This is a genomic window from Lacinutrix cladophorae, assembly GCF_053604645.1.
The window spans coordinates 41511-64608 of record NZ_JBSHNR010000104.1 but is presented as its reverse complement, the minus strand read 5'-3'; the positions used below and the strand labels follow the sequence as shown (position 1 = coordinate 64608).

Below are 23098 nucleotides of genomic sequence, written 5' to 3'. Positions count from 1 at the left end.
CAAAATAATGATATAAAAACTATTTATTTTTTTGCTAAAGGACTAATAATTTCTACATTCTGAAACGCAATAGCACCTCTAATAATCCCAGCGATTACATCTTGTAATGCTTCAATAATTTGCATTTTAAGTTCACTTTTGTGATATAGAATACTTACTTCTCTGGCTGGAGAAGGAGCATTAAAATAGTGTATATTTTCTTTTGCAGTGGTATTCATATCTAAAGTGTGTAAGTATGGTAATAAGGTCATGCCTAAACCTTCGTTAGATAATTTTATTAATGTTTCGATACTACCGCTTTCTAATTGAAATGAATCTTCTTTATGGTCTTTAAAAGCTTTACATAAATTAATGACTCCATCTCTAAAGCAATGGCCATCTTCTAATAAAAGCATATCATCAATTTCTAAATCCGTAGTGCTAATTTTCTTTTTAGAATGCAATCTGTGACTTTGCGGTATATAACCAACAAATGGCTCGAAATAAAGTACGCGTTCTTTTATGTTTTCATTTAATAAAGGGGTAGCTGCAATTGCAGCATCTAGATGTCCTTCGTTAATTCTATAAATAATTTCTTCGGTAGTGAGCTCCTCGATAATGAGCTTCACTTTTGGGTATTTTTTAATGAACGTTTTTAAAAACATTGGGAGTAGTGTTGGCATTACGGTAGGTATTATTCCTAATCTAAATTCACCTCCAATAAAACCTTTTTGTTGGTCTACAATATCTTTAATTCGATACGATTCATTAACTATATTTTTTGCTTGATTTACAATCTTTCTTCCAACATTAGTAAGTTCTATAGGTTTTTTGCTTCTATCAAAAATTTGAATGTCTAACTCGCTCTCTAGTTTTTGTATTTGCATACTTAATGTTGGTTGCGTAACAAAACATTTTTCGGCAGCTTTCGTGAAATTCTGGTTTTCGGCAACGGCCAAAACATAATATAATTGTGTGATTGTCATCTGTATCAATTTAGACTATAAAAATATAAAAACTATCAATAAAGCTTATACTTAAAAGCGTTAATTATTGAATAAATTTGTAGTATAACAAAAAACAATAATTATGACTCTAAATAGTATAGGATTAGACTCCAAAATAACAAAAGAATTAGCACAAGATTTAAACGGATTATTAGCTAATTTTCAAACGTATTACCAAAATTTAAGAGGTATACATTGGAATATTAAAGGAAAAGCATTTTTTAATCTTCATGTAAAATTTGAAGAGTTATATACCGATGCAAATATGAAAGTAGATGAGATTGCAGAACGTATTTTAACTTTAGGGGAAACACCTTTACATACTTTTGAAGATTATAGTAAGCATGCAAAAGTTCCTGTAGGAAAAAATATATCTCAAGATACAAAGGCTGTAGAGTTAATTGTAAATTCTCTAAGCGAATTATTGCAAATAGAACGTGCTATTTTAGAGAAGGCAGGAGATGCAAACGATGAAGGAACTAACTCTATGATGAGCGATTTTATTGCAGAACAAGAAAAAACAGTATGGATGATGAAAGCTTGGTTAAATGAAACCGTCTAAGTAAGTAGTTATTCCCTAAATAACGGATTGATTATTAGTGAAAAAGCCACGAAAATTTTAATTTTCGTGGCTTTTGTTTTACATATATATATTATACTATAAGCGAATAGTGATATTTGAATCTTCATTTTTTATTTCCACCTTTGCTAGATCAAAAGTTGGAGGTCCATAAAGTATTGGATTGTTAGACATACCATAATGCTCTTTTGGCATTCCGTTTAATTCGAAGTCCATTTTCTTATTGTTATTTTCATCATGTACAGCCATAATAGCATATTCGCCAGGAAGTACATTTTTATACGTAATAGTAACCGTGTTTCCTTCAATTATAGTTTCGGCAGTTTGAAGTCCTTCTTTTCCTGTCATAAATGTACTTTTATCATGTAATGAAGAAAGTATTTTTCCGTTGGTGTTTCTAATGTTATTAACCGTTACGGTAACTGTATTTCCTTTGTTTTCATTTTGTGCTTGACTAGATATTGAGGAAGCAATAAATAGTGCTACTACTAATACAGATTTACTTACAGATTTTAAAATGTTGATTTTTGTTAAAGTGTTCATGGTGTGTTTTTTATTGATTACAGTGTAAAGATGCATTCGTTATAAAGAGTTTAGAAAAAAGGATTACTCAAATGTAGATTCATACCGATGAATTGTATTTTAAAAGTTAAATGGCATAAATTGCAGGCTTTAAAAATTGAAATTTTAAAATAAATCTTATGTTTTATATCATAGATATTTTAGGTACTATCGCTTTTGCTATTTCTGGGGTTTTAATAGCTATGAATAAAAAGATGGATCCTTTTGGAATTCTAATTATTGCATTTGTAACTGCAGTAGGAGGAGGTACTTTGCGAGATATATTAATAGGTCAAACACCAGTTTCTTGGATGACAAATATGACCTTTACCTATGTTATTTTAGCTACTACTGTTTTAACAATACTTTTTAGAAGTAAAATTAATTACTTAAGAACATCTTTGTTTTTATTTGATACTATAGGGATTGGTTTATATACTGTTGTTGGAGTAGAAAAAGGACTTTCAGCAGGATTAAACCCCGTTATTTGCATTGCACTTGGTACCATTTCTGCTTGTTTTGGAGGTGTGATTAGAGATATTTTGTGTAATGAAATTCCTGTCATTTTTAGAAAAGAAATTTATGCTACAGCTTGTATTCTTGGAGGTCTTACTTATTTTTTAATTAGAAAACTACCCATAGATAATAATTTTGTTTTTGTTATTGCGGGAATTGTAGTTATAATAGTTAGGCTAATAGCTGTTAGGTTTAAAATTAGTTTACCCAATTTATATAAGACTCAAAAATCATAAAAAAAAAGCTACACATTATGTGTAGCTTTTTTAACTTTTGGAGCTGTGTTTTATTTGGTTATAGGAAAACCTCGATCTTTCATTAATGCTTCAATTTTAGCATCTCGACCTCTAAACAATCGATATGCTTCTGCTGGATCCATTGCGTTTCTTGGAGCAAATAAATATTGAACTAATTTGTCTGCTGTTTCTTTATCGTAAAAGCCATCTGGTGCTTCTGCAAAAGCTTCCGAAGCATCGCTAGTTAAAACATCTGCCCACATATATCCGTAATATGCGGTTGCATAACCTTCCCCAGAAAAAACATGTCCGAAGTGCGGTGTTCTATGACGCATTGGTAATTCTTTAGGCATTTTTAAAGCGGCTAAAGTTTTTCTTTCAAAAGCATCAATATCTATATTAGTTGGATCTGCAAGATGTAATTTCATATCTATTAATGCTGAAGCTAAATACTCTGTGGTACCAAATCCTTGATTAAATGTTGCGGCTTTTTTAATTTTTTCAACTAAAGAAGATGGAATTGGTTTTCCGGTTTTATAGTGGACTAAAAATCGGTTAATTACTTGATCTGTAGATAACCAACGTTCTAATAATTGTGATTGAAACTCGGTGTAATCTCTAACACCTCCGTTTAAAGTTGGATACTTTACATTAGACGAAAAGAAGTGTAATGCATGACCAAACTCGTGAAAGAAAGTGGTGGCATCATCCCAAGAAACAAGTACTGCTTCTCCAGGAGCGGGTTTTACAAAGTTAGAATTGTTAGATGCAAGAACATTGGTTGCTCCTTCAAAAGTAGTGTGGCTTCTGTAGGTTGTTGCCCAAGCTCCAGAGCGTTTTCCTTGTCTTGCAAAAGAATCTAGATACCACAGCCCAATATTTTTTCCAGAGTCTTTATCTGTAACTTCCCAAACATTTACATCTTCATGAAATACAGGAACGCTCCCTTCTTTTACAGGGGTGAATTTATAGTTAAATAACTTTTCGGCAGTAAAGAATAGCGCCTCGGTTAATTTATCTAATTGTAAATATTGTTTTACTTCATCACTATCTAAGTCGTATTTCTTTTTTCTTACTTTTTCTGCGTAAAATCTATAATCCCAAGGTTCTATAGTAATATTGTCTCCATTTTCATTAGCAACAGTTTGCATATCTGCAACTTCTTCAGCAACTCTGCCAATTGCAGCTGGCCAAACAGCCATCATTAAATTCATAGCGTTTTCAGGAGTTTTTGCCATGCGGTCTTGTAAACGCCAAGCTGCATAATTGTTGTATCCCATTAGTCCAACACGTTCTTTACGAAGTTTTAATATTTTTGAAATAATTGCATTGTTGTCATAATCGTCTCCATTGTCGCCTCTAGAATAGTAGTTTTCCCATACTTGTTTGCGTAATTCTCGATTGGTAGCATATTTTAAAAAAGGATCCATAGAAGATCTTGTATTTGTAATAGCATATTTACCTTCTTGTCCATTATCTAATGCGATTTTTGCTGCAGATTTTATAAAACCTTCCGATAAACCTCCTAATTGATCTTCATTTAAATAGGTAATGTAATTCTCTTCATCATGCAAAACATTGTCTGAAAATGTATTATATAAGGAGGAAAGCGCTTTGTTAATAGCAGCATAGCGTTCTTTTTTTTCCGAATCTAAATTTGCACCATTCATTTCGTAGCTTTTATAGGTAAGTTCTACTACGCGTTGTTCTTGAGCTTCTAAAGGTTTTTTTTGCGAAGCATTATACACTGCTTTTATGCGTTGAAATAGTTTTTCGTTTTGTGTTATTTTAGATCTATAATCGGATAGTTTAGGTGCTAATTCTGATTGTATTTTTCTAAATTCGGGAGAAGACATATTGCTGCTTAAAATACCATAATATGTATACACTCTTTTTAGTGTTTTTCCTGAGGATTCAAGTGCTTCGATAGTGTTTTTAAAGGTTGGTACTTCTGTATTGTTAGCTATTTTGTCAATTTCTGCTAAGCTTTCTGTCATACCAAAATGGATAGCTTCTTCAATGTCGCTTACTTGCATCTCATTAAAAGCAGGAACACCTTGGTAAGGTCCAGTCCATGCTGTAGTTAATATGTTTTTACTCATTTTGGTATTATCTTGTTTTTCTTCGGTTTTACAATTAGTAAGCGTAATTAAAACGCATAGACTTATTGTTTTTAGGTATTGTAAATGTTGTTGTTTTATCATTTTGTTGGGTATGTTTCTGGTTTTTAAAGATACAAATATGTTGGTCGAAAAAGCTTAGTCTATTATCTCTACCTTTCTAATATAGACATTGTGTAAAGGCCATTCGGCATTATCGGTTTCTTGTTTTGCTATTTCGTCTACGACATCCATCCCTCTAATTACTTTGCCAAAAATGGTGTAATCGCCATCTAAATGGTAGGCGCCATCTTTTTTCTGAACAATAAAAAATTGGTAGGGAGAAGCTAGTTTGTAAGGGTTTTCAATCGCTCCACTAGGCATACTGACCGCTCCTCGATGATGTTTATAACCTCGTTTGGTATCTGTTGGTAATAAATATTTACCAATTTGTTTGCGTTTACGTTTTACTTTTGCATCGTCTGTACTGCCTCCTTGTATGATAAAATTATTTACAATGCGATAAAATTGCGTATTATCAAAATACTTTTGTTTGGTTAAAAAGATGAAGTTTGCACGATGAAACTTGGTTTTTTCATATAGTAAAATATCAATTTCACCAAAATCTGTAGTTATACGTATTTTGTTTTCTTTGTTGTGTTTTTCGTATTCTAAAAAGAATTCCATCGCATTATCATCTGTAAGCAATGGAAATTCTCTTTTTGGCGTTATTACAGAGTCTTTTTTTACTAGTTCTTTTTCTTCGGAAGTATTTTGAACTACTTTTGAAGTATTCTTTATTTTCGTTTTTTTATCTTGACAATTCAGAAAAAGTATAGAAATAAAACATAATAATATAAGTCGCATAGATGAATTTTAATCAGTTTTTAAAAGCTACATCAAAAATAAGCAATCTTGAACTTCCTGCCGAAGCATCTCAATTTAAAATGTCACCTCCTTTTAGAGAAGCCCTTTTAAAGCAACAACAAAGTAAGATTAAAAATGCAAAGCAATCTGCAGTTATGGCGCTTTTTTATCCAGATGAGGAGCAAGAAACCAAGTTTGTTTTAATTTTAAGAAAAACCTATAAAGGAGTGCATTCTGCACAAGTAGGATTTCCAGGAGGTAAAGTAGAAATAGAAGATACTTCTTTGAAACATACTGCATTGCGTGAAACGGAAGAAGAAATAGGTGTGCCAATGCAGACTATTGAAACGCTTAAAGCTTTAACGCAAGTGTATATTCCGCCAAGTAATTTTTATGTCCAGCCATTTTTAGGTTATAGTGTTAGTAGACCAAATTTTATAAAACAAGAAAGTGAGGTAGAAGATATCTTAGAGGTTTCACTGGCTCATTTTCTAGAAGAACAGAATGTGGTAACTAAATACGTTTCAACATCTTATAATCGAGATGTGGAAGTTCCAGCTTATAAATTGAATAACCATATCGTTTGGGGAGCTACCGCAATGATGCTTAGTGAAATTAAAGACTTGTTAAAACTAGCCTTGTAAAGGCTTAGTTTTACTACATTTGTATTCTAATTAAATAGTAAAATATATTTATGGGATTGTTTAAAAAAAATCCTTTTGGACATAACCTTTTTATAAAAAAATGGTTAATACGTATTTTAGGAGCGATTTCGCATAGACGTTTTCGCGGCTTTAATGAACTACAAATTGAAGGTTCTGAGATTATTAAAAAGTTACCAGACACGAATGTTTTATTTATTTCTAACCATCAAACGTATTTTGCTGATGTAGTTTCTATGTTTCATGTGTTTAACGCTAGTTTAAGTAATAGAGATGATTCTATTAAAAATATTGGGTACTTATGGAATCCTAAATTAAACCTCTATTATGTTGCAGCAAAAGAAACCATGAGCGCTGGTTTATTACCTAAAATTTTGGCTTATGTTGGTTCTATTAGTATTGAGCGTACTTGGAGAGCGAAAGGCGAAGATGTAAATAGGCAAGTTAAAATGAGCGATATATCTAATATTAGAAAAGCTTTAGATGATGGTTGGGTGATTACATTTCCGCAAGGAACAACAACGCCTTTTAAGCCAATTAGAAAAGGTACTGCGCATATTATTAAACAGTATAAACCTATTGTTGTGCCAATTGTAATTGATGGTTTTAGACGTAGTTTTGATAAAAAAGGATTGCGTATTAAAAAGAAAAACATCATGCAGTCTTTTGAAATAAAACAACCTTTAGAAATTGATTATGAAAACGAAAGTATTGCAAGTATTGTTGAAAAAATTGAATATGCTATAGAGCAACATCCTTCCTTTTTAAAAGTAATACCTCAAGAGGAATTAGCTTTACAGGAAGAGCTTAATAAGAAGCGTAAATGGAAAGTTAAGGATTCTTAAACTTCTAGTTTTTTCAATTCTTTGTAATTTCTATTTAAACGTTTTAATAAAATACCATAAACTAAGTAGTAGAATAATAGTAAAATAGTTACGACAATAACTAATACTATAAGTACTCCTAGTATTAATCCAGCATAAAATTTAAATACTTCACCATTTGCTGTAGCGTTTTCTATAATACTTCTTGTGTTTTCATCATGATTTAATACATAAGGTAACATTGCTACAACACTAATTACAATAAAGGCTAAGTTAAAACCGACATATTGTTTTACAGTACGCCTGGTTTTAAGTATGTTTTCCATTAATTTACTAGCGTTATCTGTACTGTTTATTGTTTTATAATTCATATAAAACTTATAAAAGAAATATGCTAATACAGCATACGAAATAACGCTAAGTATAATAAAAATAGTACTAGATTCTATGTCTGCGATACTTTCACTATTTCTGTTAGCTTTCATTACTATGGCAAATACAAGCCAGAAAACAAATTCTAATAAGCTGATAATAAAAATCCATTTTACAATAGAAGAAGACTTCTTCAAAATCATACTGTAAATTTGGTTATAGGAAAGTTTAGGGTAACGTTTTGTATCCTCTTTCTTCCAGTCTTTTTTTAATAATTCTAATTCATCCATAGTTTTACGGATTTAAAATGGTTCTTAATTTGTTTTTCACTCTATTCATTTTCACTCTTGCATTTACTTCACTAATTCCCATTGTTTCACTAATTTCTTTATAGTTTTTGTCTTCTAAATACAAGAAAACAAGCGCTTTTTCAATATCATTTAATTGATGTACAGCTTTATATAACAATTTTAATTGCTCTTCTTCTGTGTCATCATACTCGTCTGCTTTTATTTTAAATTGTACAGCATCAAAGTCTTGTGTGTTAATACTACGTTTGCTTTTTCGGTAGAGTGTAATCGCTGTGTTTAATCCAACTCTATACATCCATGTACTAAATTTAGCGTCTCCTCTAAATTTGGGGAATGCACGCCAAAGCTGTATGGTTATTTCTTGAAACAAATCATTATGTGCATCTCGATTGTTGGTATATAGCCTACAAACTTTATGTACAATATTTTGGTTTTTTTCAAGCTGCTCTACAAAGCTATGTTCTAATTCTTTGTTCAATTTGATGGTTTAGTTATTGTATAAGTAGCATTAATTTTAAAATGTTACACGAAATAGTAAATATCTTTAAAAATAGTGTTTAAGAGGCTAATTTTGTATCTTTATAGTACAAATTTTTAGTCCTTAATTTATGAATATTCCAGAATCTAAAGTTCCTAGAATTGTTATAGTTGGTGGAGGTTTTGCAGGAGTTAAACTTGCTAAGTCTTTAAAAGATAAAAAAGTTCAAGTGGTTTTAATTGATAAACATAACTATCATGCTTTTCAACCTTTATTGTATCAAGTTTCTAGTGCTGGGTTAGAACCAGATTCTATTGCTTATCCTTTACGAAAAATTATAAAAAAGCATAAAAATGCTTTTTTTAGATTAGCAGAGGTGAAACAAATTTTTCCAGAATCTAAATCTATTAAAACAGATATTGGTGATTTAAATTATGATTATTTAGTGATTGCAACTGGTACTAAAACAAACTATTTTGGTAATTCGGATATTGAGAAAAATAGTATGGCAATGAAAACCATACCGCAGGCTTTAGATATTAGAAGTTTAATGCTTCAAAATCTAGAAAAAGCAGCTATTTCTAATTCAATTAAGGAAAGAAAAGCTTATTTAAATTTTGTAATTGTTGGAGGAGGACCAACAGGAGTGGAGTTAGCGGGTGCAATAGCAGAACTTAAGAATAATATTCTACCACGAGATTATCGAGATTTAAATTCTAGTGATATGTATATTCATTTGCTTGAAGGTAACGATCGATTATTGCCGCCAATGAGCGAGCATGCTTCTAAAAAAGCAGAGCAGTTTTTACTAGATCTAGGAGTACAAGTGCATTGTAGTACTTTTGTAAAAGATTATGATGGAAAAACTGTAATTACAAACTCAGAACTTAAGTTAGAGTCCGAAACACTTATTTGGGCAGCAGGCGTAACAGGAAGCCCTATAGATGGTTTAAATGCCGAAGTTTTAACGTCAAATGTTAATCGCTATTTGGTAAACGAATATAATCAAATTGAAACCTACGATTCTATTTTTGCTCTTGGAGATATTGCTTTAATGAAAACTAAAGATTATCCTAATGGGCATCCGCAAGTTGCACAGCCAGCTATTCAGCAAGGAGAGCTTCTTGGTCAGAATATTTTGAGATTGATACATAAAAAGCCGTTAAAGAAGTTTATTTATAAAGACAAAGGTTCTATGGCAACTATTGGTAGAAATAAAGCTGTTGTAGATGTTAAGCGCTTTAAATCTGCAGGATTTTTTGCTTGGTTTATTTGGATGTTTATTCACCTTATGTCGTTGGTAGGATTTAGAAATAAATTTATTGTATTTTTTAATTGGACCTATAATTATATTAATTTTGATAAAGCTGCAAGATTAATAATAAGACCTTTTAAGAGGTGAATTAAAGGTTTACGTGGTGTTTTTTATCTTTTTGATATAGAGTAATGTAAATGTATTTGATAGATGTTTTCTATCGTAGTTTTTTTGAAAGAATAACATGAATTAGTTAATTAGAATAGTAGGTCTATATATCAAAATTGTTTTGTTGTAAAAGTTAGTTTTTGCTAGCTAATTTTGTTAATCTACCCATTCTCCTCGATGTGGTTTTAATGTGTCTCTAAAGGTTTTTTTGTCTTCTTCGTTTATAATCATAAAAGCAATAGAGTACATGTTATTAATAATTTCATGACCAGTCAAGTCTACATTTACGCTTTGGTTTTTTACATATTCTTTTAAATGAATTTCATGATGTTGTGCAGTTTTTTCAGCACTAGGACCTCTAAAATCCCAGATAAGTTTTAGTTTACGCATTTTAAGATAGGTGTTTTGTTTTCGGCAAATGTTTTAAAATCTGTTAAGTATTTTTTAGATTGTTTTTTAAATGCTCTAGGCATTAATATTAACATAATTCTTGTTAGAAAAGAAGTGGATGAGAATTCGTTTTCATTTATCCACTTAGTATGGCCTTCTGGAGTCGCGAAGAAATGGTTCTTCTGCGTGTTTAATATTCCTTTGGTTTCATAACTAAAATAAATTTCGTGTGGTAAATTTATATGCATTATGGTTTCAGTAAGTTCTATTTTACGGTTGTTTATGTTGTAATTTAGTTTCATTTTATTACCAATAGTTCCTGGTGTTCCAGAAATATGCTCATAGCTTGTTAAGTCCTTTTGCCAATGTTTTAAATTTGCAGTATGATTTAAAATTGCAATGCATTCTTCTAAAGGAATTTTAACAACAATCTCTGTGGTGTATTTCATTATAATCTATTAATTAAATAGTTTATAAAGATAGTTTTTTTTAGAATTTTAATAACTAAAAAGCCACCTAAATTAGGTGGCTTTTGTTATTTGTTAAAAAGGATTGGACTATAAAATAGTTTTAAATGTTTTAATTCCGCTTGGAGATTGTAGTCTTATTAAGTAAAGCTGATTGGCTTTCAATTCTAAGTTAAAACTAGCGTTTGCATTCACATTTATGTTATTGTATGTTTTAACTAATTGCCCAGATACATTGTAAATATTAATGTTAACCTGTTCATTTAGGTTTCCATATAAATGGCCATTTATAACTTTATAGCTGTTGTTAAAATCAAATTCTTCTATACTTAAAGAAGATTCAGTAATAGAATAAGCTAATGTTTCTATATTAAATGAGATATCATAATCTGTATTAGAAGGAATAGTAATATTTGTAGAATTTGGGGTTGCAGTTCCTGTAAGCGAAGTCCCTCCGTAATTTAAAGACCAACCTGCATTTCTTCTAAATTTTAATTCTCCAGCAGTTAAAGTGACATCTGTAGCGGTATACGTAATGTTGTCTGTTGTCGATAGAACAAAATCCCCTGCCCAAGCGTTGAAATCTCCAATCACACTTACGTTTTGGTCTGTTGGAGTTACTGCTGTAAAACTATATTCTGTGGTTGCTATATTAATGCTAATATCGTAAAATCCAGCAACTACTGGGATATTATTGCTAGACCATGTTCCAGCAGGGAAGGTGTCTCCACCCCAGTTATTTGCCCAATCGTCATCCTGTCTAAACTTTAATCCTGTTGCTGGTAAATAGTAATTGTTTAAAGTAAAAGTAATGTTGTCTGTAGTGGTCATGTTCACATCGTCTCCCCAGCCATTAAAATCACCTAAAAAACCAATATCTTGAGCATTAACTATAAATGAAGATAAAAGTAATGTTAAAATAAAAAGTAGTTTTGTTTTCATAATTGTTTGTTTTAAAATTGTTTGTCTAAGTAATTATACAAATAATATTTAAAAATATTTTTACTACAAGGTTTTCGTGTTAATAAGTTTTATTGCATTCTAGTTCTTTTTAAATAAAATAAAACTTATTAATGCTTTGTTAATACAGCTTGCTAAATAGGTTTATATTTCTATTTTTGCAAGAACCTATATATTATATATTTATCTGTACTATGAGATTTTTTTCAACCCTATTCTTTTTTGCATTTACAATTAGCTTTTATGCTCAAAACAATAACAAACAAGTACTTTTTACTGTAGACGAAGATCCTGTTTATGCTTCCGAATTTATTCGTGTGTTTAATAAAAATTTGGACTTAGTTAAAGATGAGTCCCAAAAAGATGTGGATGCATATTTAAAACTTTTTGTAAGCTATAAGCTTAAGCTAAAAGAAGCTAAGACATTAGGTCTTGATACTATGCCTAAATACAAACGTGAATTGAGTAATTATAAAAGCCAATTGGCTAAAAATTATTTAACCGATAATAAAGTTACAGATGCATTAGTAAATGAGGCTTATGAACGTACAACTAATGAGGTGAATGCTAGTCATATATTAATTCGAATAGATGAAAACGCAAATCCAAAAGACACCTTAGTCGCTTATAATGATTTATTAAAACTAAGAGGTCGCGTAATTGACGAAGGATATAAAGCAGTGCAAAAAGAAGTACATAATGGTAAGACAATATATGCAGAAGATTTAGGTTATTTTTCTGGATTTAAAATGGTTTACCCTTTCGAAAACGCTGCGTATAATACTTCAATAGGCGAGGTTTCATTACCTTTTAGAACGCAGTTTGGTTACCATATCGTTAAGGTTTTTGATAAACGTAAATCTAGAGGGCAAAGAGAGGTCGCTCATATTATGATTAATCTGGATAAGGAAGATGCTGAAAGTAGAATTCAAGATATTTATAAAAAATTAGAACAAGGGGAAGATTTTGAGTCTTTAGCAAAGCAGTTTTCTGAAGATAAAAGCACTTCAACTAAAGGAGGAAAATTATCTCCTTTTTCTAGCGGTGAATTACGTTCTCAAGAATTTGAAGATCAAGCTTTCTCTATACAGGAAGAAGGGGTTTATACAAAGCCATTTAAATCTAATTTTGGTTGGCATATTATGAAGCTTATTAAAAAAATAGAAACGCCACCTTTTCAAGATATGAAGTCTACGCTAGAAGCTAAAGTAAAGCGAGATAGCAGATCTAAATTAATAAGCACCTCAAGAATAAATAAATTAAAAGAGCGTTATGCAATATCTAATGTAGATAAAGACTTGGCATATTTTACCTCTATACTAAATAACGAGTTTTATAAAAGTAAGTGGAAAACACCAGAGAGTTTTCAGCCTGAAAAAGCTTTTGTTACAATAGAGAAAAAACAATTTACCTATAAAGATTTTGCAGACTTTTTAATTAAAAGTCAACGTAGAAACAAGAAACAATTACCTCTAAATAAAATTATAGAAAACACTTATAATGCCTTTTTAGAAGAAAAAATGCTTGCGTATCAAGAAGAAAATCTAGAATTTGAAAATGAAGATTTTGCAAACATTCTTGGTGAGTATCGTGATGGCTTATTGTTGTTTGATTTAATGGAAAATGAAATCTGGAAAGCAGCCGCAAATGATTCCGTTGCAGTACAAGAATTCTTCAATGCAAATAAAACAAACTATTTCTTTAACGAAAGAGTAGATGCAGTAGTAGCTTCTTCAGCAAAAAAGAAAGATATAAATAAAGTAGCGAAACTATTAAAAAATGGAATAACTATTGAAGAAATTAAAAGCATAGTAAATACAGAAGATCAAGTACATGTAATATTTACTTCTGGACTTATGGATGCAAAACATCAAGCATTACCAAAAGGTTTTTCATTTAAAAAAGGCGTTTCTAAAGTGTTTACTCACAATGATTCTTTTGTTGTAGTTAAGGTTAATGAAATACTTCCTAAAACACAAAAAACATTCGAAGAAGCTAAAGGTAAAGTGTCTAGTGATTTTCAAGATGCAAAAGAAAAAAAATGGTTAGTAGATTTAGAAAATAAATACAAGGTTACTATACATCAAGACGTACTAACAACAGTAAAATCTAAATTAAATAAAGATTGAAATTAACATCATACATATTTCTTATCTCCATTGTGCTCTTCTTATTTTCTTGTGATTTTTTCAAAGAACCAGATGATAGAATCCCTGTAGCGAGAGTAAAAGATGCGTATTTGTATAAAGAGGATATACAGGATTTAATTTCTTCTGAAGCTTCTAAACAAGACAGTATTGTTTTAACTAATAATTATATTAATGGTTGGGCTACACAGCAATTGTTAGTGCAAGGAGCAAAGTTAAATTTAAACGAAACAAAACTAAATCAATATAATAAATTAGTAGAGCAATATAAAAACGATTTATATGCAAAAGGGTATTTAGAAGCACTAGTAAATAGAGACCTGGATACCGTAGTTTCTTATCAAGAAGCAGCGGCTTACTATGAAAGCAATAAAGAAGCTTTTAAGTTAAATGAAGAATTAGTTATGTTTCGATACATTAATTTAGATGAAAAAATGCAGGAAGCAGACGCTATAGAAATTGCTAAAAAATTTAGAAGATTTGATGCAAAAGATAAAAAAGATCTAGATTCTATATCCATTCAGTTTAAGTCTTACTCTTTAAATGATTCTATTTGGATAAAATGGGACCAAATTGTGAAAAAAATACCAGCAATAAACTTAGATAATAAAGACGAACTGTTAAAAAAAACTAATTTTATACAACTCAAAGATTCATTAGGTTTATATTTGATGCAAATTAATGACGTACTATTGCAAAACAGTACAGCTCCTTTAGAGTATGTAAAGCCAACAATAGACCAAATTGTTATTAATAAAAGGAAATTAGAAAAAATAAGAGAATTAGAAAAGGATATTACAAAAGATGCAATTACAAACAAAAAATTTGAAATCTACAAATAAATTGAAACACCTATTTATATTAAGTATCGCAGTATTTATTACAAACGTAATCACTGCTCAAGAGATCATAGAAGATCCAGTAAAAGAAAAAACAACGACAGATAGTGTAAAACCACAACTATCCAACCAAGCAATAAAAGTAGATGGTGTTGCTGCAGTAGTAGGAGAACATATTATATTAGATTCAGATATAGACAAAACTATTTTGCAAATGAAAGCACAAGGTGTATCTACAGATGATATTCCAAGATGTCAATTATTTGGTTCCCTTTTAGAAAATAAATTATATGCGCATCATGCAGTACAGGATAGTATAGAAATTTCAGATGCAGAAATAAGATCTAATGTAGATTATCAAATTCAACAATTTCTATCACAAACAGGTGGAGATATGAAAGAGCTTTTAGATTTTTATAAAAAAGATGACGAAAAAAGCTTTAGAGAAGAAATGTATGAAATTAACAGAAGCAATGAATTAGCAAAGCGTATGCAAAGCAAAATTATTGACGAAGTAGAAGTTACTCCAGAAGAAGTAAGAATATTTTTCAATAAAATACCTGAAGACGAAAGACCAACATTTGGTACAGAGCTTAAAGTATCTCAAATAATAATAGAACCAAAAGTAGCACCAGAGGAAACACAAAAAGTTATAAACAGACTAAAAGAATTTAAATCCGATGTGTTAGAAAATGGAGCAAGTTTTCGCTCTAAAGTGGTACTGTACACAGAAGATAAAGCATCTGTAGCAAAAGGAGGTTTATATACCTTAAACAGAGAAAAACCTTTAATGGTTAAAGAATTTAGAGATGTTGCTTTTGCATTACAAGAAGGCGAAATATCAGACCCTTTTAAAACAGATTTCGGATATCATATTATTCAATTAGAAAAAATTAGAGGACAAGAATTTGATGTTCGTCATATATTATTAATGCCTCAAGTTTCAGAATCTGCAATTACTGAAGCAAAAGAAGAACTAGAACGTGTACGTGAGCAAATAGTAAATGGAGAAATTACTTTTGAAGATGCTGCAAGAAAATATAGTGACGAGAAAGAAACCAGAAGTGAAGGCGGATTTTTAATTAATCCTGCAACACAAGATTATAATTTTGAATTAACTAAAATGGATACAGAATTGTATACACAAATTCAAGAACTAAAGGAAGGTGAAGTGAGTTTAATTCTAACAGATCAAGACCGAACTGGAAAAGTTAAATTTAAAATTTTACGCGTAACAGATAGAGTAGACGAGCATGAAGCTAATTATTCTCGCGATTATTTAAAAATTAAAGAATTAACATTAACAGAAAAACGTTTTAAAGCTATTGAAAAATGGCAAGATGAAAAAATCAAGGATACCTATATTAAAGTAAATGGTGAGCATAGAGATTGTGATTTTTCTAGTAATTGGTTAAAAAAATAATATGTCAGACGTAGCAGCTGTAGAACAATTTGTAAAAAAATATAAAAACTTAAAGCAAGAAATTGCTAAAGTTATAGTAGGACAAGATGCGGTAGTAAACCAAATACTTATTTCTATTTTTTCAGGTGGACATGCACTTTTAATAGGTGTGCCAGGATTAGCAAAAACGCTAATGGTAAATACAATTGCGCAAACGTTAGGATTAGATTTTAAAAGGATACAGTTTACTCCAGATTTAATGCCTAGTGATATTTTAGGGAGTGAAATTTTAGACGAAAACAGAAACTTTAAATTTATTAAAGGACCAATATTTGCTAATATTATTTTAGCAGATGAAATAAACAGAACACCACCTAAAACGCAAGCTGCACTTTTAGAAGCAATGCAAGAAAGAGCAGTAACAGTTGCAGGACACCATTATAAATTAAGTTTGCCTTATTTTGTTTTAGCAACACAAAATCCTATCGAACAAGAAGGAACCTATCCGCTTCCTGAAGCACAATTAGATCGATTTATGTTTGCTATTCATTTAGACTACCCTTCTTTTCAAGAAGAAGTACAAGTAGTTAAAGCTACAACAACAGATTTAAAGGCAAAAGTAAATGCATTATTTAATGCGCAAGAAATTATAGATTTTCAACAACTAATTCGTCGTATTCCAGTGGCAGACAATGTTATCGAATATGCTGTGAAAATGGTTGCTAAAACTAGACCCAATAGGGATACTGCAGCAGATTTAGTGAAAAAATATATCGATTGGGGAGCTGGACCTAGAGCTTCACAAAACTTAATTCTTGCAGCAAAAACACATGCTGTAATAAATGGGAAGTTTTCACCAGATATCGAAGATGTGCAAGCTGTTGCAACAAGTATTCTACGTCATCGAATTATTAAAAATTATAAAGCTGAGGCAGAAGGTATATCCGAAGAACAAATTATCAAAAGTTTATTTTAATAGCTTCCTTATCCATATTTTTTATCCCTTTTTTTGTAAATATTTTCACTAAAATAATAATTTAGAATCGTTGTAAATAATTAGTTTCACAATATTTAGAGCTAAATTTATTAATTTGTTATTTTTAGGTGTTCAAATTTATTTATTCGTAATTTATAATAGCTAAATAAAGTTTTGTTGCACTATATTCAATCATTCTCACAGATCTTTATATATTTTTTAGTATCTCTTAAATTTCGTAATTTCGCTTGATATTTTAAAATCAACCTTAACCTTTTTCAAATGAATATTTAATCATTAATATACAAATATTAGTGAGGCTAACGAAAACGATTGATTTATAGTGTTTTCCAGAAATAAATTGACATTTAATTAAGATTAAAAAGAATTATTCTATTTATATGAACACTTATAAAGATTACCTTAAAGAGATAGAAGACAGAAAAGAATTAGGTCTTCATCCTAAACCTATTGATGGTACTGAGTTACTTAGCGAAATCATTGCGCAAATCAAAGACGTAGATAATAAGTATAGAGAAGAATCTCTAAACTTTTTCATCTATAATGTTTTACCAGGAACCACAAGCGCTGCAAGTGTAAAAGCAAAGTTCTTAAAGGAGATTGTTTTAGGGGAATCTGTTGTTAAAGAAATTACACCTGCATTTGCTTTAGAGCAATTATCACACATGAAAGGTGGCCCTTCTGTTAAAGTACTATTAGATTTAGCCCTAGGAACGGATGCTGCCATCGCAAAAGAAGCTGCAGAAGTTTTAAAAACACAAGTATTCCTTTACGAAGCAGATACAGCTCGTTTAGAAGAAGCTTTTAAAAATGGAAGCGAAATTGCTAAAGATATTATTGAAAGCTACGCGAAAGCGGAGTTCTTTACTAAACTTCCAGAGATTGACGAAGAGATTGACGTAGTAACTTACATTGCCGGTGTTGGTGATATTTCTACAGATTTATTATCTCCAGGTGGTGATGCACATTCTCGTTCAGATCGTGAATTACATGGTCAATGTATGTTTGAACATAACAAAGACATGCAAAATGAATTGTTAGCTTTAAAAGAACAACATCCGGATAAACGCGTAATGCTAATCGCTGAAAAAGGAACCATGGGAGTAGGGTCTTCTAGAATGTCTGGTGTTAATAATGTTGCATTATGGACCGGTATTTCTTCTAGCCCTTATGTGCCATTTATTAATATTGCGCCTGTAATTGCAGGTACTAATGGTATTGCTCCAATTTTTTTAACTACCGTTGGAGTTACTGGTGGTATTGGTTTAGATCTTAAAAACTGGGTGCAACAAAAAGATGCTGACGGAAACACTATTGTAGATGAAGATGGAGAACCAATATTAAAACAAATGTATTCCGTAGCAACAGGAACTGTTTTAACCATAAACACAAAAGAGAAAAAATTATACCACGGTAAAGTTGCATTAAAAGATATATCTGCTGCATTTACACCACAAAAAATGGAGTTTATGAAAGCGGGAGGTTCTTACGCTGTCGTATTTGGTAAAAAATTACAAACTTTTGCATGTAAAACTTTAGGTATAGATGTGCCTCAAGTATATGCTACCTCTAAAGAAGTGTCTATTGAAGGACAAGGTTTAACAGCCGTTGAAAAAATATTCAATAAAAATGCAGTAGGAACTTCTGGTGCAACTTTACATGCTGGTTCTTATGTTCGTGCAGAAGTTAATATTGTAGGGTCACAGGATACTACAGGATTAATGACTTCTCAAGAATTAGAGATGATGGCTGCTACAGTGATTTCACCAATTGTAGATGGAGCTTACCAATCGGGTTGTCATACCGCTTCTGTTTGGGATGATAAGTCTAAAGCTAATATTCCAAGATTAATGCGTTTTATGAACGATTTTGGTTTAATTACGGGACGTGATCCTAAAGGAAAATACTTCCCAATGACAGATGTTATCCATAAAGTACTAAACGATATTACAGTAGGGGATTGGGATATTATCATTGGTGGTGACTCGCACACACGTATGTCTAAAGGTGTTGCCTTTGGAGCAGATTCAGGAACAGTTGCATTAGCGCTTGCAACTGGGGAAGCTTCTATGCCAATCCCAGAATCGGTTAAAGTAACCTTTAAAGGGCAAATGAAATCCTACATGGATTTCCGTGATGTAGTACACGCAACGCAACAACAAATGTTAAAGCAATTTGGAGGCGAAAACGTATTCCAAGGTCGTGTAATTGAAGTGCATATTGGTACTTTAACAGCAGATGAAGCTTTTACATTTACAGATTGGACAGCAGAGATGAAAGCTAAAGCTTCTATATGTATTTCTGAAGATGAAACGTTAATAGAATCATTAGAAATTGCAAAAGGACGTATCCAGATCATGATTGATAAAGGTATGGACAACGCGAAACAAGTACTTAAAGGTCTTGTAGATAAAGCGGAAACCAGAATTACAGAACTTAAAACTGGTATCAAACCTTCTTTAAGACCAGATGCAAACGCTAAATATCATGCAGAAGTTGTTATTGATTTAGATGAAATTGCAGAACCAATGATTGCAGATCCTGATGTAAATAATGAAGATGTTTCAAAACGTTATACACACGATAATATCAGACCATTATCTTTTTATGGTGGTACTAAAAAAGTAGATTTAGGTTTCGTAGGTTCTTGTATGGTGCATAAAGGAGATATGAAAATTTTAGCTCAAATGTTAAAAAATATAGAAGCACAACATGGTGAAGTAGTATTTAAAGCACCTCTAGTAGTAGCTCCTCCAACTTATAATATTGTAGACGAACTAAAAGAAGAAGGCGACTGGGAAGTTTTACAAAAATATTCCGGATTCGAGTTTGACGATAACGCACCTAAAGGCTTAGCACGTACTAAATATGAAAATATGTTGTACTTAGAACGTCCAGGTTGTAACCTTTGTATGGGGAATCAGGAAAAAGCAGAACCAGGAGATACCGTTATGGCCACTTCCACACGTTTATTCCAAGGAAGGGTTGTAAAAGATTCTGGTGAGAAAAAAGGAGAGTCTTTACTGTCTTCTACTCCAGTTGTAGTTTTATCTACCATTTTAGGAAGAACTCCAACCATGGCAGAATATGAAGCTGCTGTAGATGGTATCGTTCTAACGAAGTTTAAACCTTCTCAAAAACAATTAGTGAGATAATTTTTTTAAAATTAATATAATAAAAATCCCGAGTCTTAGATTCGGGATTTTTTATTTTATTTACATTACCATTAATTTCCAAGTAGCATAAATACGATTCATAAGTTGGGCGTTACCACAAGGGTCGGGCTTTCCGTTATATCTTTTTTTTCTTATTTGTTAGAATAAATAAAAGAGAAAATCGAGCTCATTATTTCGATCTATTAAATATCTAGTTGTTATAAAAAAAGGATGCCACTACAATCCCTAACGCATCCAAAAAATAAACATTTATTTTTATATATATGTTTCAATAATTAATACAAAAGATGACGTTAAAGCGGCTTTTCCATTTTAAGAAATATGGGTATAGAAAAAACTTATTTCAGTATCATTATATATATGTAATTAACCTTTTTAAAGTCATCTTACATTTTGTATATTAGTAGAAATAAATTTAAAATAATAGACTATGGCATTCGATATTGATATGATCAAAAAGGTTTATGCACAAATGGCAGAGCGCGTAGATAAAGCTCGTGAAGTTGTTGGTAAACCATTAACACTTTCAGAAAAAATATTATATAATCACCTTTGGGATGGAAGTCCAACTAAGGCATTTACAAGAGGTAAAGATTATGTAGATTTTGCTCCAGATCGTATTGCTTGTCAAGATGCAACTGCACAAATGGCATTACTGCAATTTATGCAAGCTGGAAAACCTAAAGTAGCAGTGCCAACAACTGTACATTGTGATCACTTAATACAAGCTAAAGATGGTGCTTCTACAGATTTAAAACACGCAAATTCGGTAAGTAGTGAAGTCTTTGATTTCTTGGCTTCCGTATCCAATAAATATGGAATTGGTTTCTGGAAACCAGGAGCAGGAATTATTCATCAAGTAGTTTTAGAAAACTATGCCTTCCCAGGAGGAATGATGATTGGTACAGATTCGCATACCGTAAATGCTGGTGGATTAGGAATGGTTGCTATTGGTGTTGGTGGAGCAGATGCTGTAGATGTAATGGCAGGAATGGCTTGGGAACTTAAATTCCCTAAATTAATAGGAGTGAAGTTAACCGGAAAACTTTCGGGTTGGACAGCGCCAAAAGATGTAATATTAAAAGTTGCAGGTATTGTTTCTGCAAAAGGAGGAACCGGAGCTATTGTAGAATATTTCGGACCTGGAGCTACATCTATGTCTTGTACAGGAAAAGGAACCATTTGTAATATGGGAGCAGAAATAGGTGCTACTACTTCTACCTTTGGATACGATGATTCTATGGAGCGTTATTTACGTGCTACAGAAAGAGCAGATGTTGCAGATGCTGCTAATAAAGTGAGAGAGTATTTAACAGGAGATGCAGAAGTATATGCAAATCCAGAACAATATTTCGATCAAGTTATCGAAATTAATTTATCCGAATTAGGACCATTGTTAAATGGACCTTTTACACCAGATTTATCTACCCCAGTCGGAGTGAAAATGAATGAAGCAGCTAAAACTAACGATTGGCCAATTCAAGTAGAATGGGGATTAATAGGTTCTTGTACTAACTCTTCTTATGAAGATTTATCTAGAGCGTCCTCTATTGCGCAACAAGCTTTAGACAAAGGCTTAAAAATGAAAGCAGAACTTGGTATTAATCCAGGGTCAGAACAAGTACGTTATACAGCAGATAGAGATGGTATTTTAGGAATCTTTGAAAGATTAGATGCTAAAATATTTACAAACGCATGCGGACCCTGTATTGGCCAATGGGCAAGATATAGCGATCCTAAAAATGCACCAAAAAATAGTATAGTGCATTCCTTTAATAGAAACTTTGCAAAACGAGCAGATGGTAATCCAAATACGCATGCTTTTGTAGCTTCTCCAGAAATAACAGCTGCAATTGCAATTGCAGGAAGGTTAGACTTTAACCCGTTAACCGATAAGTTAATAAATGAAGAAGGGCAAGAGGTAATGTTCGATGAACCAACAGGATGGGAGTTACCTCCAAAAGGCTTTGCTGTAGAAGATGCAGGTTTTGTAGAACCAGTAGCAGATGGTAGTAAAGTAGAGGTTTCTGTAAGCCCTACTTCAGAGCGTTTACAATTACTTACACCATTTGAACCATTAGGTGATACCATTAATGGTGCAAAATTGTTAATTAAAGCTTTTGGTAAATGTACCACAGATCATATTTCTATGGCAGGACCTTGGCTACGTTTTAGAGGGCATTTAGATAATATATCGAACAACTGTTTAATTGGAGCTGTTAATGCTTTCGGTAAAAAAACAAACTTTGTTAAAAACCAATTGACTGGTGAATTCGAAGGAGTGCCAGATGCTGCAAGAGCATATAAGGCTGCAGGTGTAAAAACAATTGTAGTTGGAGATCATAATTATGGCGAAGGCTCTTCTCGTGAACATGCTGCAATGGAGCCAAGACATTTGGGTGTTGCTGCAGTTATTGTTAAATCGTTTGCAAGAATTCATGAAACAAACCTTAAAAAACAAGGGATGTTAGGTTTAACGTTTGCTAATGAAAATGATTACGATTTAATTCAGGAAGATGATACATTTAATTTTACAGATTTAAACGCATTTGCACCAGACAAACAGTTAACATTAGAAATTGTTCATGCAGATGGTTCTAAAGATACTATTAAGCTAAACCATACGTATAACCAACCTCAAATAGATTGGTATAATGAAGGTTCTGCTTTAAATTTAATTAAAAAAGAAAACAATTCTTAAATAAAGAGTAAAATAAATTAGTAAAAACTCCTGATGAAATTCAGGAGTTTTTTTATGCTTTATTGTAAGCTTTTATAGAAAATGTCGACTGTTAAGGAAATATT

The 23098-nt window shown here is 31.5% G+C and carries 20 protein-coding genes; 11 read left to right on the top strand and 9 right to left on the bottom strand.

Annotation, left to right across the window (positions count from 1 at the left end):
- Positions 1 to 23 precede the first annotated feature (23 nt).
- Positions 24 to 965 carry a hydrogen peroxide-inducible genes activator gene (locus ACVC3Y_RS06230; RefSeq protein ID WP_303425159.1) on the bottom strand — a complete coding sequence of 314 codons (942 nt, stop codon included), beginning with the start codon at positions 963 to 965 and terminating at the stop codon, positions 24 to 26.
- A gap of 103 nt (positions 966 to 1068) precedes the next feature.
- Between ACVC3Y_RS06230 and ACVC3Y_RS06225 the strand changes: the two genes are divergently transcribed.
- Positions 1069 to 1548, top strand: a complete 480-nt coding sequence (locus ACVC3Y_RS06225; RefSeq protein ID WP_303425162.1) for a Dps family protein — start codon at positions 1069 to 1071, stop codon at positions 1546 to 1548.
- A gap of 96 nt (positions 1549 to 1644) precedes the next feature.
- Here the strand turns inward: ACVC3Y_RS06225 and ACVC3Y_RS06220 are convergent, their stop codons facing one another.
- A complete protein-coding gene (locus ACVC3Y_RS06220) occupies positions 1645 to 2109 on the bottom strand; it encodes a DUF2141 domain-containing protein (protein ID WP_303425164.1) in 465 nt (154 codons plus the stop codon).
- A 158-nt stretch (positions 2110 to 2267) separates the two neighbouring features.
- On the opposite strand from ACVC3Y_RS06220, the gene ACVC3Y_RS06215 reads away from it, so the two are divergent.
- Complete coding sequence (locus ACVC3Y_RS06215) at positions 2268 to 2879, top strand: trimeric intracellular cation channel family protein (RefSeq protein WP_303425165.1); 612 nt, start codon at positions 2268 to 2270, stop codon at positions 2877 to 2879.
- A gap of 50 nt (positions 2880 to 2929) precedes the next feature.
- Here the strand turns inward: ACVC3Y_RS06215 and ACVC3Y_RS06210 are convergent, their stop codons facing one another.
- The gene (locus tag ACVC3Y_RS06210) at positions 2930 to 5083 is read right to left on the bottom strand and encodes a M3 family metallopeptidase (RefSeq protein WP_452226390.1); all 2154 of its coding nucleotides are present in this window, start codon (positions 5081 to 5083) and stop codon (positions 2930 to 2932) included.
- Positions 5084 to 5137: 54 nt separating this feature from the next.
- On the bottom strand, positions 5138 to 5845 hold the full coding sequence (locus ACVC3Y_RS06205) for a peptidylprolyl isomerase (protein WP_452226389.1): 708 nt from the start codon (positions 5843 to 5845) through the stop codon (positions 5138 to 5140).
- A 2-nt stretch (positions 5846 to 5847) separates the two neighbouring features.
- Between ACVC3Y_RS06205 and ACVC3Y_RS06200 the strand changes: the two genes are divergently transcribed.
- Both ACVC3Y_RS06200 and ACVC3Y_RS06195 read left to right on the top strand, forming a co-directional pair.
- Positions 5848 to 6489 (top strand): NUDIX hydrolase, encoded by a 642-nt coding sequence (locus tag ACVC3Y_RS06200; protein WP_303425172.1) that lies wholly within the window; start codon positions 5848 to 5850, stop codon positions 6487 to 6489.
- A 50-nt stretch (positions 6490 to 6539) separates the two neighbouring features.
- Positions 6540 to 7352: a lysophospholipid acyltransferase family protein gene (locus ACVC3Y_RS06195; protein ID WP_303425175.1), complete on the top strand. Its 813-nt coding sequence runs from the start codon at positions 6540 to 6542 to the stop codon at positions 7350 to 7352.
- Here ACVC3Y_RS06195 and ACVC3Y_RS06190 read toward each other — a convergent pair.
- Together ACVC3Y_RS06190 and ACVC3Y_RS06185 are read right to left on the bottom strand one after the other, a co-directional pair.
- Positions 7349 to 7993 (bottom strand): hypothetical protein, encoded by a 645-nt coding sequence (locus ACVC3Y_RS06190; protein ID WP_303425180.1) that lies wholly within the window; start codon positions 7991 to 7993, stop codon positions 7349 to 7351. The two genes, ACVC3Y_RS06195 and ACVC3Y_RS06190, sit on opposite strands and share 4 nt — an antisense overlap.
- 4 nt (positions 7994 to 7997) lie before the next feature.
- On the bottom strand, positions 7998 to 8492 hold the full coding sequence (locus ACVC3Y_RS06185) for an RNA polymerase sigma factor (protein WP_303425182.1): 495 nt from the start codon (positions 8490 to 8492) through the stop codon (positions 7998 to 8000).
- 130 nt (positions 8493 to 8622) lie between these two features.
- On the opposite strand from ACVC3Y_RS06185, the gene ACVC3Y_RS06180 reads away from it, so the two are divergent.
- A complete protein-coding gene (locus ACVC3Y_RS06180) occupies positions 8623 to 9894 on the top strand; it encodes an NAD(P)/FAD-dependent oxidoreductase (protein WP_452226388.1) in 1272 nt (423 codons plus the stop codon).
- Between the two features lie 177 nt (positions 9895 to 10071).
- Here the strand turns inward: ACVC3Y_RS06180 and ACVC3Y_RS06175 are convergent, their stop codons facing one another.
- The 3 genes from ACVC3Y_RS06175 to ACVC3Y_RS06165 all read right to left on the bottom strand — a co-directional run bounded on the left by ACVC3Y_RS06175 (position 10072) and on the right by ACVC3Y_RS06165 (position 11714).
- Positions 10072 to 10305 (bottom strand): hypothetical protein, encoded by a 234-nt coding sequence (locus ACVC3Y_RS06175; protein WP_452226387.1) that lies wholly within the window; start codon positions 10303 to 10305, stop codon positions 10072 to 10074.
- A complete protein-coding gene (locus ACVC3Y_RS06170) occupies positions 10293 to 10754 on the bottom strand; it encodes an SRPBCC family protein (protein ID WP_452226386.1) in 462 nt (153 codons plus the stop codon). The genes ACVC3Y_RS06175 and ACVC3Y_RS06170 overlap by 13 nt, the downstream gene beginning before the upstream one ends.
- A gap of 108 nt (positions 10755 to 10862) precedes the next feature.
- Entirely contained in the window at positions 10863 to 11714 is an 852-nt protein-coding gene (locus tag ACVC3Y_RS06165; RefSeq protein ID WP_303425193.1) for a T9SS type A sorting domain-containing protein, read from the bottom strand.
- 212 nt (positions 11715 to 11926) lie between these two features.
- Here ACVC3Y_RS06165 and ACVC3Y_RS06160 point away from each other — a divergent pair, with 212 nt between their 5' ends.
- From ACVC3Y_RS06160 to ACVC3Y_RS06135, 6 genes are all read left to right on the top strand, one after another.
- Positions 11927 to 13861 carry a peptidylprolyl isomerase gene (locus tag ACVC3Y_RS06160; RefSeq protein WP_452226385.1) on the top strand — a complete coding sequence of 645 codons (1935 nt, stop codon included), beginning with the start codon at positions 11927 to 11929 and terminating at the stop codon, positions 13859 to 13861.
- Positions 13858 to 14721, top strand: coding sequence for a peptidylprolyl isomerase (locus ACVC3Y_RS06155; protein WP_303425198.1), 864 nt, complete (start codon positions 13858 to 13860; stop codon positions 14719 to 14721). Before ACVC3Y_RS06160 ends, ACVC3Y_RS06155 begins: the two co-directional genes overlap by 4 nt.
- Entirely contained in the window at positions 14684 to 16141 is a 1458-nt protein-coding gene (locus ACVC3Y_RS06150) for a peptidylprolyl isomerase (protein ID WP_303425201.1), read from the top strand. Before ACVC3Y_RS06155 ends, ACVC3Y_RS06150 begins: the two co-directional genes overlap by 38 nt.
- Before the next feature lies 1 nt (position 16142).
- The gene (locus tag ACVC3Y_RS06145) at positions 16143 to 17096 is read left to right on the top strand and encodes an AAA family ATPase (RefSeq protein ID WP_303425204.1); all 954 of its coding nucleotides are present in this window, start codon (positions 16143 to 16145) and stop codon (positions 17094 to 17096) included.
- Between the two features lie 401 nt (positions 17097 to 17497).
- Positions 17498 to 20272 carry a bifunctional aconitate hydratase 2/2-methylisocitrate dehydratase gene (locus ACVC3Y_RS06140; protein ID WP_452226384.1) on the top strand — a complete coding sequence of 925 codons (2775 nt, stop codon included), beginning with the start codon at positions 17498 to 17500 and terminating at the stop codon, positions 20270 to 20272.
- Between the two features lie 451 nt (positions 20273 to 20723).
- Positions 20724 to 22994 carry an aconitate hydratase gene (locus tag ACVC3Y_RS06135; RefSeq protein ID WP_303425210.1) on the top strand — a complete coding sequence of 757 codons (2271 nt, stop codon included), beginning with the start codon at positions 20724 to 20726 and terminating at the stop codon, positions 22992 to 22994.
- Positions 22995 to 23098 lie beyond the last annotated feature (104 nt).

Bases quoted from the DNA above. Each gene is read 5' to 3' on its own strand.
- ACVC3Y_RS06195 (WP_303425175.1), top strand. From the start codon at position 6,540: ATGGGATTGTTTAAAAAAAATCCTTTTGGACATAACCTTTTTATAAAA.
- ACVC3Y_RS06225 (WP_303425162.1), top strand. From the start codon at position 1,069: ATGACTCTAAATAGTATAGGATTAGACTCCAAAATAACAAAAGAATTA.
- ACVC3Y_RS06230 (WP_303425159.1), bottom strand. From the start codon at position 965: ATGACAATCACACAATTATATTATGTTTTGGCCGTTGCCGAAAACCAG.
- ACVC3Y_RS06145 (WP_303425204.1), top strand. From the start codon at position 16,143: ATGTCAGACGTAGCAGCTGTAGAACAATTTGTAAAAAAATATAAAAAC.
- ACVC3Y_RS06175 (WP_452226387.1), bottom strand. From the start codon at position 10,305: ATGCGTAAACTAAAACTTATCTGGGATTTTAGAGGTCCTAGTGCTGAA.
- ACVC3Y_RS06220 (WP_303425164.1), bottom strand. From the start codon at position 2,109: ATGAACACTTTAACAAAAATCAACATTTTAAAATCTGTAAGTAAATCT.
- ACVC3Y_RS06205 (WP_452226389.1), bottom strand. From the start codon at position 5,845: ATGCGACTTATATTATTATGTTTTATTTCTATACTTTTTCTGAATTGT.
- ACVC3Y_RS06200 (WP_303425172.1), top strand. From the start codon at position 5,848: ATGAATTTTAATCAGTTTTTAAAAGCTACATCAAAAATAAGCAATCTT.
- ACVC3Y_RS06210 (WP_452226390.1), bottom strand. From the start codon at position 5,083: ATGATAAAACAACAACATTTACAATACCTAAAAACAATAAGTCTATGC.
- ACVC3Y_RS06140 (WP_452226384.1), top strand. From the start codon at position 17,498: ATGAACACTTATAAAGATTACCTTAAAGAGATAGAAGACAGAAAAGAA.
- ACVC3Y_RS06165 (WP_303425193.1), bottom strand. From the start codon at position 11,714: ATGAAAACAAAACTACTTTTTATTTTAACATTACTTTTATCTTCATTT.
- ACVC3Y_RS06170 (WP_452226386.1), bottom strand. From the start codon at position 10,754: ATGAAATACACCACAGAGATTGTTGTTAAAATTCCTTTAGAAGAATGC.
- ACVC3Y_RS06215 (WP_303425165.1), top strand. From the start codon at position 2,268: ATGTTTTATATCATAGATATTTTAGGTACTATCGCTTTTGCTATTTCT.
- ACVC3Y_RS06190 (WP_303425180.1), bottom strand. From the start codon at position 7,993: ATGGATGAATTAGAATTATTAAAAAAAGACTGGAAGAAAGAGGATACA.
- ACVC3Y_RS06160 (WP_452226385.1), top strand. From the start codon at position 11,927: ATGAGATTTTTTTCAACCCTATTCTTTTTTGCATTTACAATTAGCTTT.
- ACVC3Y_RS06180 (WP_452226388.1), top strand. From the start codon at position 8,623: ATGAATATTCCAGAATCTAAAGTTCCTAGAATTGTTATAGTTGGTGGA.
- ACVC3Y_RS06150 (WP_303425201.1), top strand. From the start codon at position 14,684: ATGCAATTACAAACAAAAAATTTGAAATCTACAAATAAATTGAAACAC.
- ACVC3Y_RS06135 (WP_303425210.1), top strand. From the start codon at position 20,724: ATGGCATTCGATATTGATATGATCAAAAAGGTTTATGCACAAATGGCA.